The following is a 14,961-nucleotide window of genomic DNA, read 5'->3' as shown; positions in this document are numbered from 1 at the left end:
CTCCCTTCGCCGTTCATACCCTGCCGACATAGGCCGAAAGGACGGGGAGTTCATCCCCTTCGCCGCAAGCCTTGCCGAACGAGAGAAGCCAATCGACCGGACCATTGAAGCGGAAGCGCCCGGTGCGATGGCCGAGGTTGAAGACGCAGAGCATCGGCTCCTCGCCGCAACCGCGCATGAAGGCGAGCACTTCGTCATCGGCCTGCAGCAGCCTGAAATCTCGGCGCAGCAGGGCGGGCGATGCCTTGCGCCGGGCAATCGCCTCGCGCGCGAAGTTCAGCAACTACGCTTCGCGGTCCGTCTGATCGGCTTGTAAATCTAGAGAAATCTGGCGTTTTCTGTCCAATTTCCCTACCCACAGAACAGGGAACCCATGACCTGATAACAGCGTACAGACCAAGCAGGCTAGCCTCGGATCCAATCGCCGCTCAGGGTAGCCTTTGACCGCCGTCACCACGCATCTCGTGGGTGCGCAGGAGTCATCTCACTGGGCGTTTCACGCTTTCAATTTCCAGCCAGCGTCGGAGCATCGACTTAATCGGAACCGATGGCGCCAAGTCGGCATGTCTGGAACTACGTGATTGAGGATGACAGCTTCCGCATGGACGCTAAATGTCGTGCTGGAGGTGCATAGCATGATCAAACGGGTGATAGTCGCGGGTCTCGTTGCGAATATGTGCGTTGGGACACCACTTCACGCGGAAGACGCGCTCCTCCCGGTCGCTGCCAGCATGGAAACTGGCAAGATCGTCGTGACGGTGCCTCGACCTGACGCTAATGGGATAGCCGCGCGCTACATCTATGTTGCGCAAATCGAGACTGGCGTGGGAGCGTCTGCCGAGGGCGGCCCACTCGACCGCGGTGCGCCCCTGCAAAATGGCATAATTCGCTTCCGACGGGCAGGCGGCAAGGTTCTCGCAGAGCTGGAAAACACCACCTTCGTCGCCACCAGCGGTTCGGCGGCGCAACAGGCATCCGTCGCGAACAGTTTTTCGAACGCGACCCTGTGGGTCGGCGATGTGGCCGCCACAAGCAAGGATGGGAGCTTCAGCTTTGACTTCGCCCCGTTCCTGGCGATGGACCACTTCGGCTTTGCGCAAACTTTGGGCGAAGGTTATGCGCTGGTTGCCAGCCGATCTATCGCCGACCCGGCCAAAGTGCGCGCCTTCCCGGACAACGTCGAGTTCTCCGCGCTGCTCAGCTTTGCGACCGCTAAGCCCGCGCCCGCACTTCGCCAGGTTTCACCGACCGGAACCGACCTGGCCTTGTGGGTTCGCCATTCGCTGGTGCGCCTGCCGAACAAGCCCCTGCCATTGCGGCATGATCCATACGACTATGTGATTAATGTGCCGCAGTACGATTTCTCGACTCCGCTCGGTCGCTCGATGTTGCGCAAAGTCGCACGGCGGCACCGGCTGGAAAAGGTTGATCCCACGGCGGTGAGATCGCGCGTGGTCAAGCCGATCGTCTACTATGTCGATCCCGGCGCGCCCGAAGCAATCCGCCGCGCGCTAATTGAGGGAGTGAGCTGGTGGGCTCAGGCGTTCGATCAGGCCGGCTACATAGACGCATTTCGGGCGGAGGAACTGCCGCCCGGCGTTGACCCGCTCGACATGCGCTACAACGTCGTCAACTGGGTCAATCGTGCGACCCGCGGATGGGCCTACGGGTCAAGTATCGTCGATCCGCGAACGGGAGAGATCCTCAAGGGCAGCGTAATGCTCGATTCCCAGCGCGCGCAGCAAGATGTGCTGATCTTCCAGGCTTTGGTTGGCGCGGGACTTTCCGGCAGCGGCGATCCCAACGATCCTATCGCCGCAGCGCTCGCCCGCATCCGCCAGCTTGGCGCACATGAGGTCGGCCATTCCATCGGTTTGCAGCACAATTTTGCAGCCAGCACTCAGGGACGGTACTCGGTAATGGACTACCCGGCCCCGCGGATAACGCTGAACGGCGGCAAGATCGACTTGAGCGATGCCTACGGTGTCGGGGTTGGTGAATGGGACAGATTTGCGATCCGCTATCTCTATGCCTCCACCGATGCCGACGGCCGGCGGCTTGCTCAGGACGCACAGGCGAAAGGCCTGAAGTTCGTCTCCGACAATGATTCGCGCCCGGTCTCCACCGGCAATCCCGAGGGTGCTCTTTGGGACGATTCGGCCGGCCCCATTGCCGAATTGGCCAGGGTGATGACCGTGCGGCAGGCCGCGCTTGCGCGCTTCGATGTCGATGCCGTCCCGGACGGGCAGGACATGGCAAGCTTGCGCCGTGCGTTCGTGCCGATCTGGCTGCTCCATCGCTTCCAGATCGAAGCGACTGCAAAGTCACTCGGCGGCATGACCAGCCCGACCGCATTAGCCGGGGATGGCGCGAAGGTTGCGTCCGTTCCCGCCGGGCAGCAGAACGCGACCCTAGAGGCGTTGATTGCGGCCCTTTCTATCGAGGCGCTTACGGTTCCGAGTCGACTCCAGCCTTTGCTGTCGTTCGCCCAGGGAGATGATGGAGACTACGCCACACAGATCGAGATCATGCCGACCGCTGGCGGACCGGTTTTCGACAGCCTGCGCGCCACCGAGATCGGGGCTGTCCATGTCCTCGCCAGCCTGCTCGATCCGCAGCGGCTCAACCGGCTCGACATGCAGCATACTGGTGATCCGAAGATTCCATCGGCGGGTACAGTTGTGTCACGACTTCTTGCCCATGCCGATGCCGTCGCCGGGCAGGGTGCGGTCGGGCGACGCATTGCGACGACGATTGCACTGGACTTGGCAAGGCGGTCACGAGACTCGGTGCTGGGTCGTTCGATCGGCCTTGAGCTTGACGGTCAGCTGTTAGCGTGGGCGAAGCGACTGAGTGCGACCAGCGCGCGTGGCGATGAAGGCAACTGGCGTCGCGGACTGGGCGCACTGCTCGCGGACCGTGAAGCAATGTCCAGATACATTGCCGATCGCCGACTGCTCCCTGCGGTGCCCCCGGGAATGCCGATCGGTTGACGGAATGTTGGTCGGACAGACCTTGACCGGCCCTTTCCAATCTTAACTCGCGAACAGGCTGTTCGCCGCAATCTCAGCGGCTCATAGTCGCCAGTTCCGGCGAGCGTCAGCGGAGCTTGCTGCCGTTGTACTGTGCTCGCCGTCGTGGTCGTCCTCGTGGCCAATCTCGGCGTGCAGGAGGATCATCGCATAGCCGCCGGCCTGATGCAGAACCTGGTTCGGTGAGGGCCTCGATCGAACGGCAATCAGAATGCGAAAACTAGCTATCAGGCTTGCAGGCGCTACCCTCGGGCGGGACGACGTGGGTGGGAATGAAGGGCAAAAGCGCTGGCGGTGTTCAGGCGCGGTAGGTCGATGAGCCAGAACTAAAAGGGGTGACGGACGGTTAGATTACCCGTCCAACTCACGCAAAACCCTACGCCATGGATCCGTCCTAAAGTGCGGGCCGCTTAATCACCATCGGAGTCTATCACGCTACCCAGCGATTGGCTTCGCCGTGGCATTTGCGGATCAGACCTTCGACTTCGATTGATGGGACCGGCCGGCTATAAAGGAATCCTTGGATATTCTGGCAACCTTCACGGCGTAGCACTTCGAGCTGGTCCTGCTCCTCGACCCCTTCAGCCAATGTTTCCATGCGCGGTTTGTGCTAAACAGGTTATCCAAGGGAACCGATCGGTTGAGCAGAGGCTGGTCCGACGACAGCCAGCGCACGCCGGAGTGTCGGCCCCAAAAGGATCGTGAGCAGCGCGCCGGTCCCGGCAATCGCCGCGTTCAGGGACCAGAACGCGGCCGGGCTCATCTGATCATAGAAGCTGCCGACCCAGCCCCCAGCGACTGCGCTGACGAATAGCGCCAGGAAGACTGCGCCCATCATGGTCGAATTGACTTTCGGCGGAGCGCTCCCGGACACGAGCGCGAGCAAGACCGGCCAATACCACATGAATCCCAGGCCCATCGCACCAAACCCGGCGACCGCCCACAGCACTGGAACCGAGCCCGGAGCGGGTGAAAGGTAGCTTCCTGCAGCAAGCGCCAGCGAAGACAGCCCGATTATGCCGCCGCCGATGGCCATCTTGGTGATGCCTGACGGCTCATGCCGCGACCGTGCTTGCCATGTCCACAGCGCAATAAGCACCGGCGCAGAGAGGATGCTGACGAACGAATCGAGCGAGTTGAACCAGCCCGCCGGGACCGCGCCGAGCGGCGAGGCTAGATTGACGTACTGATCGATCCAGATCATCCCGATCCCGCCAATCATGAAAAACCCGGTGGCCGCTGGAACCACCAAAGCAATCGCGGCGAACAAGGCCAGCAGGCGCCGCCGCTCTGTGGCGCTGAGCGGCGGATGTTCAGCCTTTTGCGTTCTAACGTGTTGCGGATCCGGCAAGTGCCGCTGTCCGGCCAAATAGACTGCCAGCGCCAGCAGCATCAGCAGTGCCGCCAGAGCGAAGCCGGCGTGCCAGCCATAGATGGCCGCCAGCGCGCTCGTTGCCAGGGGCCCAATCACCGCCCCAACATTGATGCCGGTCGAAAAGATCGAATAGCCGCGTTGGCGCAGCGAGTCCGCCGCCTCTGGATAGAGCGAGCCGACCTGCGTTGTGACATTGCCCTTGAGGCACCCTGATCCGAGCACCAACAGCACCAGCGCTAACAGAAAGCTCCCGTCAAACGACATCGCCAGATGCCCCGCCGCCATCAGCACCGCGCCCACTGTCACGGTCCGCTTGGCGCCAAGCCAGCGGTCGGCGATCATTCCGCCAAACAGCGGCGTGAAATAGACGAGGCCGCCGTACCAGCCGAAGATTAGCGAGGCGAATGCCACATTGGACATCGGCCCGCGAAACTCGAAGATATCCCGCAGCGCTCCCAATCCGATCACATGCTCGGCATGTCCGGGCAAAAGCAGTTGCTTGGTCATGTACAGCGCCAGCAGCGTGGTCATGCCGTAATAGGAAAACCGCTCCCACATTTCGGTGAAGGCAAGATAGACCAGGCCTCTGGGATGACCGAAGAAAGACTGATCCTCGATCAAGGTCTGCGGGACCGAAGGTGCGATTGATGCCATGACTGTGTCCTGTTTGGGCGGGAACGGCGAAAGAAGTCGGCTATGCTGCTGCGGTGGCCAGAACGATTGTTCGGGGCCTGTTCCTGCGCATGAAAAGGATCAGCCCGAGAGGGATCAGCAGGATGAACGGCACGATATTCAAGCCGAACTGGAAGCTGCCAGTCCGGCCGGCCGCGTAGCCCCAAAGCACCGGGCCGAGGAAATTGCCGACCTGTGCGATTGTGTTGATAGCGGCGAAGGCCACGGCGCGGTTTGCAGGATGCAGCGTTGCGCTGGCTGCAGGCATGGTCAGTGGGCCAACGACTGTGGTTGCAGCATTGAACAGGCAATAGGCGGCAAGAACCGAGACCACCGCCTGCCCGGCAGGGGCCTGAAATGCCCAAGCCATTCCCAATCCGCCGACTGCCGCAATCGCGAGCATAGCGGCGATATGGTAGTGTGGCGCGCGGCGGTAATCAGAATGCCAGCACACTGCCAGCATCGCGATGACAGTTGGAATATTTGCCAGTGCCGCAGCATATCCGACCGTGCCGAGCGACCAACCGGTTGCCTGCATCAGCAATTTTGGCGTCGAATAGGTGAGCGCATTGGCGCACATGAAGGTCAGCGCGCAGGTCAGGCCGATGCCCAGCACCACCGGGTTGCACAGGGTGCGCCAGAAATCATGCTGGACCGCCCCCGAGGCAGCGTGATCGGCGGCGTGATGGTCCAGTAACCACTGTTTTTCAGGTTCGCTGAGCCAGGCGGTGGTCTCAATCCGTTCGGGCAAGTACAGCAGCAGCAAGCACGCAATCACCAGCGCCGGTATCGCTTCAACCAGCAGCATCCACTGCCACCCGGCCACGCCGAGCGCGCCGTCGAGGCTCATCAGCAGCCCGGCAATGCTCCCCATCACCATGAAGCTGATCGGGTTGGCGATGTAGAACCGGCTGACCGCGCGGCACAGCCAGGTCGCCGGGAACCACTGCGAAAGGTAGAGCAACACGCCGGGATAAAATCCGGCCTCGGCTACCCCGAGCAGAAACCGCATGACATAGAACTGCGCCGGGGTTTGAACGAAGGCCATCAGGCCCGATATCAGCCCCCAGGTGAGCATGATCCGTGCAATCCAGCGGCGCGCGCCAAAGCGGACCAGCAGCAAGTTAGATGGTATTTCGAACAGCGAATAGCCGATGAAGAAGACGCCTGCCCCAAGGCCATAAACCGCCGCGCTGAAGCCCAGGCTGGCGTTCATCTGGACCGAGGCATAACTGATGTTGGCCCGGTCCATCACCGCGACCATGTAGCTCAGGAGGATCAACGGCAGGATCCGCCAGCTGATCTTGGCGATAACACGATGCCCGAGCGGCTCGGCGAGCTTGGTCTCATGCATAGAAATGTCGCTCCTCGGCGATCTGACCGTCGCGTACAGTGTAGAGTGCGATCTCGGTGAAAGGCTGGCGCAATCCACTGGACGCATCGAAGGTCACCAGATCGAGAAACAGGGCAAACTGGTTGCCGGTGACGAACGGCCCGTCGATCCCGATCTCGTCGATCCTGACCGCGCCGAAGCGCGCAGCGCACTTGATCCGCGCGGCATCGATGCCCGAAACACTCGCGCGAATTCCACCCGGCAGATCCGCTGGCTCGACGCTGGTTACGTTGTCGGCCCAGTACCGGTCACCGGCGGCCACGAAGTGCCCCGCCCGCAGCATTGCGGTGAAGTCACAGGCAACTTCGTGGATCGTTGGCATGGCGGGCTCCTGGAATACCGGGAGGCGGGACGAGGCAAGTTGGAAATGGCAGGCAGGGCGGGACTGGCGCCCCGCCTGCCATTGTCCTGAAGCGGTTCGCCTACTTCAGGATCAATTCCTGGTATTCGGTGGAGCCCCAGAGCTCGCGCATCGGTCCGCGCGCGCCCGACGCCGCATCCTGCTTGCGGTCATCCATGGCGAGGAATGCGTTGAGCTTGCCGCTGAACGCGTCCTGCTGGGCGATGGTCATATAGTCCTTCGCTTCGACCAGCAGGATCACGTTGGGTTCGTCCTTGCGCGGGTTGTTCACCGTCAGGACGTGATAGGACAGGACAACGCCTTCCTTCTTGCCGAATTCCTGCACACGCTTCCATTGCGATGCGAGGTAATCCATGTAATTTTCAAACTGTCCTGGCAAGACATTGATGCGGCTTGCCGTCCAGACCGTGCCGAGCTTGTAGTTTGTTTCCTGGGCCGCCGCAGGGTTGGCCATCGCCACGGTTGCCGCGATGATTGCCGTGGTCAGGATCGATTTCATGTTCATCATGGTCTTCACTCCGCCTAATTGCTCCCCATCATCGGGTGAGCATCCAAAAATCCGCGACGCGGTGTCGGCTCGCTTCCGTTGCGTTCACGCTGTCATCCCGCCCCGGAAGACACAGTTCTCCCGGCACCGGAACCGAGGTAATCCCGGCCCGGAAAGAGGTTAAAAATGTCTGCGTTCCCCGGCGCTGATAGTGCGATGCCGTAGCGTCAGGCGTCAATCCGCCCGACCGTCAATAAACCGTCAATAGTGCGTCAATCGTGGCTGCCGTCCCGGTTATCGGGTGGCGGCAGCAAGTCAGGCCAGCCATACTTATCCCAAGCCGCAGCCATGCCGATGCGCTGGGCGAAGGGGATGAATTCGCTGTGCTGCCACACCCGGCGGATCGGATCGACATCAGCCCACAGCACCAACAGACTGAGGATGTTGGCCGGCGTCAGATGGTGTCCGAAAGTCTTGAACACCAGGTCAGGATTTCCCATGAAAATGGCCGGTCCGCTGATCGCCATATCAGCCTTGTCATGCAGCGTGCGGTACATCATTTCCAGCACCTGACCGTAGATCTGGCGATCGGCATCCTGACAGCCGCAAATGCCTTTCGCCGCCATCAGCCAATAGGCGTCCATCGCATCGTCTGAAATCGGACCACTCCCGACCGGTGGTAGGATCATCGTGTTCACCAGCTGCTTGGTGAATTGATACTGCTCGATCGCCAGTTCATTCCGGCCCATTGCCGCGGAGGTGAACGCCAGATAGGTCGATGGCCAGCCGAGATCGACGACCCTCTGCGCGGCTTTAAGCGCCTCTTCAAAATCACCTCGGCCAAAATGCACCGCCCACAGCAAGGCATATTTGCGAGGGTCGATCGGATCCTGATCGAGCGCTGTTTTCACGTAGGGAACCGCGTCGGCAGTGCGCCCGCAATAGATCAGGAACGAGGCGACCCGCATCGCCACTCCGGGGTGGTCCGGTTGGCGGCGATAAGCCTTGAATGCAAAGTCGAGTGCGCCGACGATGTTGTTCTGTGTCCACTCGTAGGTGCCGAGCAGCGCGTAGGGATAGCCTAGCTGCGGCGATAGTTCGATGGCCTTGCGGGCACAGACTGCCATGCGCTGCGCGGCAGCGTTACGATCAAAGCACTGAGTGTAGACCGCTACATTGTGATGCGCCTCGGCCAGTTCGACCCAGGCTTCGGCAAACAGGGGATCGATCTCCAGCGCCTGCTGCAGAAACTGGATGGAATGGTCCAGAACACCATCGCCAAAAATCCGCGTTCCAAGCGCGCGACCCTGCAAATAGAGGTCGTATGCTTCCTTGCTGGCAGTTAGTGCGTGAACGATCGGCGTGTCCATAAGCAGGCCAAGCTTATCGGCCAGTGTCGCGGTTGCGGCGCGTGCGATGGCCTCCTGCAGGCCGAAAATGTTGTCGAGCGTTCCATCATAGCGCTCCGCCCAGATCTCGAAGCCGGTTGCGCCGTCGATCAGGCGCACGAAAATACGGACTTGCGCGCCTTGGCGCTGAACCGATCCTTCGATCAGGTACGATACCCGGAGTGCATCGGCGATCGCGGGCAGCGCCATATCGCTACTGCGGAAATGGAATGACGAGGTCCGGCCAGCGACACGCAGCTGCGGAACTTGGCCAAGCGCCGTGATCAGTTCATCGACGATCCCATCGGTGAAGTAGGTTTGCTCCTCATCCATGCCCATCGACCGGAACGGCAGAACCGCGATCGGCGTCTTGCCGCCCGCCCGCTTGGCTGCGGCGAGGCGCTGCCCGCTGGGCTCGCGCAGCAACCAGCTTTCCAGCAGGCGCGCGTGGAGTTCGTGGTTGCCGGCGCGCGCCAATGCGGCAAGTCCGGTTGAGATCGCAGACTGCAATCGCTGCTCGGCCTGTGCACGATGCCGTGCGAGCCAATCCGCAAAGGCCTCGCCGAATTCCATCTGATCGAGCAGAGGGGTCGTACTGAAGGCTGCAAGCTGGCATGCAGCACCGGCATAATCGCCAAGGTGCAGGGCCCGTTCCAGTTCTCCCAGGTCGGTTTGGATTGCCGAGGAGCGAAGACTGATCCGATTGCGCGATACCTCAACAATGCCGCCATCTATCGTGCCAAGCGATTTGCCCAGCTCGAGCAGGCATTGACGCAGGCTTGCCTTGGCATGAGCCTCGAACCGACCTGGCCAGAGCAGTTTGCTGAGGTAGTCGCGCTCGATAGGCTCGTCAGGCTCCAGACACAGCATTGCCAGCACTGCGCGCACCCGGCGGTTCGAAATGATGACTTCGCGGCCGTCCGCGGCCTTTAACTGAAAACGCCCAAACAGCCTGGCGAAGGCAGGGCCCCGCTCTTGTCGCGGCGTGTTGAATTGAACCCCCGCTTCCATTCACGCTTGTCCCACCATGAAATCCGAAGGGTAGCGAAGTGCGGCAAAGTTACAAAGGCGCAAAAAGCGGACATTGCTGTGATGGCATTTGAACCATTGCGTCCCGTCGCCGGAACGCCTCCATTGCTCTTGGGCAAAAGGGGAAGAAAATCGGATGACTTTGTTGCCGCCAGCGGCACTTCATCGCGCCGAAAGCGAGCTTCTTTTGTGCCTTTGCAAGAGGGTGTTACTGCTCAACTTATCCAGGCTGACATAGAAGGCGGTTTTCCTGGTTCGATTATGCAGCGAACCAGGCGCGACACGCCGGCAAATCGCTGCCCACACGTTTAAGGCCAGGCAGCTTGCGACACTTGGCTGCCTCGCTCCAGATATCGTCACCGTCATTGCCGAAGGGCGGCAGCCAGCAATGCTTACTTCTCGTAATCTGCAGGACATCAACCTGCCGCTCGCCTGAACTGACCAGCGCGCGCCGCTCGGGTTCGCCGGAGGCCAATCTCGCCAATCTCAACTGCAGTCAGGATTTGGGTGCCAGAGACGCTTGGCATTTTGCCGCGATTTGTTTGGGCGAATGCAAGAGTCTCTGACTGCACCGAACATCAGCGGATACCCAAATTGCCGCAGAACTGCGCCATTCCGGTCGCCTGATCTACAGGGGACCCCTTCAGGGGGAGTTATTCCGGACTGATTGGTGCGCGACGCAGTCCTGAGCGGACCAGTCTCAGGCAGAAAATCCCTGTTCTTCGGCAATTAACAGGGAATTCGATCATTTTGGAGCGCTGCTGAAGTGTGGCTCGACAGCCAAGCGCCGCAGAAAACCGCGACTCAGCACCTTAATTCCCTGCCCACGGATCAGGGAATTTAGTTCTGCAGAACAGGGAATTGCCGCGCGCGGAACAGCGAACCGATCGTAAACGAACAGCGATTTCAGGGAGGGATAACAGGGCCGGTGGTGAGCGCCCGCTATCGCCCAGCTTACTGGACAATATACGGAAGCAGAACCACAAAATTGCGGCAGAGCGTTCTTTTCGAGCGACAAATGTTCTTGTTATGATCTTTTCAACCGGACGCGTTTGATGTATATCACAATCTCCCATCGCTGCGACAGCTGAAGGATAACATGATGAAGAATACCGCCTTCCAGGTGGTCGAAAGCGCAATCAGTGCGCTTCGGCCCTATAAGCGCAATTCGCGCACCCATTCCAAAAAACAGATCAAGCAGATCGCACGGTCGATCGAGCGGTTCGGATTTACCAATCCCGTCCTGGTCTCGGACGCCGGCGAGATCATTGCGGGCCACGGCCGGGTTGAAGCAGCAAAATCGCTCGGGTGGAGGACCGTGCCGACGATAGCACTTTCGCACCTGAGCGATGCCGAGCGCCGCGCTTACGTTATTGCGGACAACAAGCTGGCTCTGAATGCCGGTTGGGACCGCGAGATCCTGGCTATCGAGCTCCAGGCGCTGGTCGATCTCGAGTTCGATGTCGAGCTCACCGGGTTCAGCTTGGCTGAGATTGACTTTGTTCTGGATGAAGCCGGTGAAGCAGACCCGGCCGGCACGGATGCGGCTGAAGACGAATTGCAGGTCGAAAGCGGCACGCCTGTCTCGCGGCAGGGCGACCTTTGGTTGCTCGGACGGCACAAGCTGCTCTGCGGTGACTCTCGCAGCCCTCTCGACTTCGAAGCGCTCATGGGCAGCGAGAAAGCCGACCTCGTGTTCACCGATCCGCCCTACAATGTGAAGATCGATGGCAATGTGTGCGGGCTGGGTACGGTCAAGCACCGCGAGTTCGCCTTTGCCTCTGGCGAGATGAGTCAGACCCAGTTCACGACGTTCCTTGCCGATACGCTTGGCAATGCAGCTTCCGTGATGCGCGACGGCGCCATCGCATTCGTCTGCATGGACTGGCGCCACATGGGCGAATTGCTCGCGGCGGGGCAGCAATGCTTCACCGAGCTCAAGAACCTGGTGGTGTGGAACAAGACCAATGGCGGCATGGGCGCATTCTATCGCTCGAAGCATGAGCTGATCTTCGTGTTCAAACAGGGCACGGCGGAGCACACCAACAGCTTCGGTCTTGGCGAGACCGGTCGCTACCGCACCAATGTATGGGACTACGCCGGAATCAGCAGCATTGGTTCGGCGCGTAGCGAAGAGCTGGCGATGCACCCGACGGTCAAGCCGGTCGCGCTGATTGCCGACGCCATCCGCGACTGCTCGCGCCGCAGCGAGGTTGTGCTCGATTGCTTCGGTGGCTCCGGCTCGACGCTGATCGCGGCCGAGAAGACGGGGCGCAGTGCCCGGCTCATTGAGTACGACCCCCTCTACTGCGACACCATTGTTCGGCGTTGGGAGAAGCTCACCGGCAAGAGTGCAGAGCTGGCTGTTTCCAACGAGACTTTCGAGGACGTCACCGAGCAGCGTCATGGCCTCATCCTGGGCGAGGAGGCGGCCTGATGAGCGACGAGAACCTATTGGTGCCTTACGAGGTTGGCTACGCCAAGCCTCCTGCACAGCATCGTTTCGAAAAAGGCAAATCTGGTAATCCTGCGGGCCGCCCGAAACGTTCAAAAGCGCAGCCCAAGCAAGTGAACACCGGATTCGGAATGAAAGCGGCCGAGGAGTTCCTGCGCATGGAAGCGTACCGTCCAATCGCGATCCGCGAGGGCGAGCAGGTAATTGAGCTACCTGCCATCCAGGCAGTGTTCCGGGCGATGGGGGTGTCCGCGCTCAAGGGCAACAGGTTCGTCCAGAAGACGCTCACCGACATGGTCGCGCGCATGGAGGCTGATCACTTCAAGGTGAAGTTCGAACTGTTCGGATCGATGGTCGAGTACAAGCACCAGTGGGACAGGGAGATCGGGCGCTGCCGCAAGGCCGGCCTGCCTGAGCCGGGTATGATCCCGCATCCTGACGACATCGTCCTTGATCCCAACTCCGGCGACGTGAAGATCATGGGACCGCAGACCAAAGAGCAAAAGGAACGGCTCGACCACGCCCTCGCTCGCCGCGCCGAGGCACAGGAAGAAGTCAACTACTTCGCAGACAAGTATCGCCGCACGCGAGATCCCGATCGCCGCCAGCGCCACCTCGACAACTGGCTCTTCGAGCAGCGAATGTTCGACATCATCAACGATACCGTCGGACCGCGCTACAAGGCGAAGCTGGAGAACCGGTCGTATTCCAAGGGCGCTTCACGAGAGGGCAGGGCGCTGGAAGAGCTGAGGCGAGACCCAAAGCAAAGGCAGGAATACTTGGGGTAAGTTCAGTGGTTAGAGATCAGCGACGGTTTCTTGATTTCGGTCCCATTTCGCGAAGGCTGTTCGCAGTATCGCCGGCAGTAGTGCGAAGCACATTGTAAAAGACTTCGATTAACTGCCGGCGATCGAGCTTCGCCCCTCGAACGCTTCAATGTCGGGATTTCGGTCCCATTAGAGATGGCTGTAAGCAGGGTCGTCGGCAACGCATTGTAGAAGGCTTCGATTACCCCAGCTCTCTGCCGATTCACGGCACGTTGAGTGGGGCGGAGTGGGCCTCTCACGAAGACATTTCACATATACTTTCTGGATCGCAGCTGCTGACGCTCAAGACTTCCTTCGAAAACTGCCAATATCAATCCCATGACGCGTAAGTTTATCGTAAAAAGTTTTGCGAGGAAGTTGAAGCTCGGCGAGTGCAGTTGGCACGTCGCCATGGCACCGGGTAAGCACATCTCGAATCAATGAGTCTTCATAAAACCGCGTACGTTCCGCCAGAGACGACTTGGGATTAGACTTTTCGTCCTCGCCTCCTTTGTCAATTAGTCCGAGCGCGAAACGCGTCGCAAAAGTGTTCAGCTCGCGCGCATTACCAAGCCAATCGTGATCAATGAGACGTCGTCGAACAGCTTCTGTCATTTCTGGGAAGGCTGTTGCCGCCTTTGGCAGCGCTGCGCTTACAAAGTGTGCGAAAAGCAGGGGAATATCTGCCCTCCGATCCCGAAGTGGGGGGAGTGTCAAACGTGTCATATCAAGGCGGTAATAGAGGTCCTCCCGAAATCGGCGCTCGCGCACTGCGTGTATGAGCTCGGTCTTGCAACTTGCAACCACGCGAATCTGGACCGGTCGATCGGACGCGCCGTGACCACGGCGCAAAACTCCATGCTCCAGCAGCTGCATCAGCCGTGATTGTGCAGACGGTGGCAAGCCATCGATGTCGTCCAAAAACAAAGTTCCATTGTGCGCAGTCTCAACCTTGCCTGTGCGCCAACTGGAATGGCCTGCGACCGGATCGCCGAACAGATCCGCTTCGAGTACCTCAGCGGGCGCAGTGTTGCAGGCGACTGACACGAAAGGGAATTTTCGCCTGCAACTGGCGCGATGGATCATTCTTGCAACAAGCTCTTTTCCGGTGCCAGTTTCTCCTTCGATAATCACGTCCACGTTGGCTGCCGCGATCTGCTCGATCGAATTGCGCAGCCGCACTATCGAATCTGTTTCGCCGATCAAAGGAGACTTTCGCGAAGCGGCGTCCGCCGCATCGCGCAACATGCGGTTTTCTAGTTGGAGTGAGCGCAACGCGCATGCACTTCGCACCGTGGCGATCAGATGCTCCGCCGCGAATGGCTTTGTCAGGAAGTCATGAGCTCCTGCCTTTAATGCCGAAACGGCCATCGGAACATCACCGTGGCCCGTGATCAGTACGACAGGAATCTCCGGGTCGATCTCACGAATTGCTCGGAAGAACTGGAGACCGTCCATACCAGGCATCCGGATATCGCTGACTACTACGCCGTCGAATTGAGCATCGATTTCGAGCAATGCCGATTGGGCATCCGAAAAGGTTCGAACGGAAAATCCTGCTAAAGTCAGAGACTGCCTATTTGCAATGCGAAGCAGTTCGTCGTCATCGACAAAGACAACGAGGCCGTTGTTTTCAGTCATAGCTGGGGCAGCGTCACGCAAAAAGCCGCTCCGCCCAAGGCGGATTCGGTCACCTCGAGCTCCCCTCCAAATTCGCGGACGATGTTTTGCGCAATTCCTAGGCCCAAGCCAAGGCCGTGCTTCTTACCCGTAACGAATGGCTCGAACAGGGTGGTGCGCATCGCTGTGGGTAATCCGGGACCATTGTCGTCGAACGTGATCAAGATGCTTTTGTCCTCTAGCTTCTCGTGGAGTCGCACTTCGATTTTGCCATCCTCGACATCAATCAAAGCATCGAGAGAATTCTGGAGCAAGTTGATGAACACCTGCTCAAGCCGAATGC

General features: G+C 59.8%; 12 protein-coding genes. 3 read left to right on the top strand and 9 right to left on the bottom strand.

Annotated features, from left to right (window positions below):
- Positions 1–13: 13 nt before the first annotated feature.
- On the bottom strand, positions 14–283 hold the full coding sequence (locus RMO89_RS09540) for a DUF3459 domain-containing protein (RefSeq protein ID WP_310532759.1): 270 nt from the start codon (positions 281–283) through the stop codon (positions 14–16).
- Between the two features lie 352 nt (positions 284–635).
- On the opposite strand from RMO89_RS09540, the gene RMO89_RS09535 reads away from it, so the two are divergent.
- Positions 636–2,993 (top strand): zinc-dependent metalloprotease, encoded by a 2,358-nt coding sequence (locus tag RMO89_RS09535; protein ID WP_310532758.1) that lies wholly within the window; start codon positions 636–638, stop codon positions 2,991–2,993.
- A gap of 469 nt (positions 2,994–3,462) precedes the next feature.
- Here RMO89_RS09535 and RMO89_RS09530 read toward each other — a convergent pair whose 3' ends face one another.
- The 6 genes from RMO89_RS09530 to RMO89_RS09505 all read right to left on the bottom strand — a co-directional run bounded on the left by RMO89_RS09530 (position 3,463) and on the right by RMO89_RS09505 (position 9,587).
- Entirely contained in the window at positions 3,463–3,630 is a 168-nt protein-coding gene (locus RMO89_RS09530; protein ID WP_310532756.1) for a hypothetical protein, read from the bottom strand.
- 21 nt (positions 3,631–3,651) lie between these two features.
- On the bottom strand, positions 3,652–5,061 hold the full coding sequence (locus tag RMO89_RS09525) for a peptide MFS transporter (protein WP_310532755.1): 1,410 nt from the start codon (positions 5,059–5,061) through the stop codon (positions 3,652–3,654).
- 40 nt (positions 5,062–5,101) lie between these two features.
- A complete protein-coding gene (locus RMO89_RS09520) occupies positions 5,102–6,433 on the bottom strand; it encodes an MFS transporter (protein ID WP_310532754.1) in 1,332 nt (443 codons plus the stop codon).
- Positions 6,426–6,794, bottom strand: a complete 369-nt coding sequence (locus tag RMO89_RS09515) for a SnoaL-like domain-containing protein (RefSeq protein WP_310532753.1) — start codon at positions 6,792–6,794, stop codon at positions 6,426–6,428. Before RMO89_RS09515 ends, RMO89_RS09520 begins: the two co-directional genes overlap by 8 nt.
- Before the next feature lie 100 nt (positions 6,795–6,894).
- Positions 6,895–7,341, bottom strand: coding sequence for a hypothetical protein (locus RMO89_RS09510; RefSeq protein WP_310532752.1), 447 nt, complete (start codon positions 7,339–7,341; stop codon positions 6,895–6,897).
- A 251-nt stretch (positions 7,342–7,592) separates the two neighbouring features.
- Positions 7,593–9,587: a hypothetical protein gene (locus RMO89_RS09505; RefSeq protein WP_310532751.1), complete on the bottom strand. Its 1,995-nt coding sequence runs from the start codon at positions 9,585–9,587 to the stop codon at positions 7,593–7,595.
- A 1,252-nt stretch (positions 9,588–10,839) separates the two neighbouring features.
- On the opposite strand from RMO89_RS09505, the gene RMO89_RS09500 reads away from it, so the two are divergent.
- A complete protein-coding gene (locus RMO89_RS09500; protein ID WP_310532750.1) occupies positions 10,840–12,174 on the top strand; it encodes a DNA methyltransferase in 1,335 nt (444 codons plus the stop codon).
- Positions 12,174–12,980 carry a DUF5681 domain-containing protein gene (locus tag RMO89_RS09495; RefSeq protein ID WP_310532748.1) on the top strand — a complete coding sequence of 269 codons (807 nt, stop codon included), beginning with the start codon at positions 12,174–12,176 and terminating at the stop codon, positions 12,978–12,980. Before RMO89_RS09500 ends, RMO89_RS09495 begins: the two co-directional genes overlap by 1 nt.
- A gap of 321 nt (positions 12,981–13,301) precedes the next feature.
- On the opposite strand, the gene RMO89_RS09490 is transcribed toward RMO89_RS09495, so the two are convergent.
- A complete protein-coding gene (locus tag RMO89_RS09490) occupies positions 13,302–14,639 on the bottom strand; it encodes a sigma-54 dependent transcriptional regulator (protein ID WP_310532746.1) in 1,338 nt (445 codons plus the stop codon).
- A partial coding sequence (locus RMO89_RS09485) for an ATP-binding protein (RefSeq protein ID WP_310532745.1) occupies positions 14,636–14,961 on the bottom strand: 326 nt, incomplete at its 5' end. The genes RMO89_RS09490 and RMO89_RS09485, both read right to left, overlap by 4 nt.

The sequence above is a fragment of the Novosphingobium sp. genome (assembly GCF_031424035.1).
Taxonomy (GTDB): Bacteria; Pseudomonadota; Alphaproteobacteria; order Sphingomonadales; family Sphingomonadaceae; genus Novosphingobium.
The sequence above is the reverse complement of the archived record's forward strand: the minus strand, read 5'-3'. Positions and strand labels throughout refer to the sequence as shown.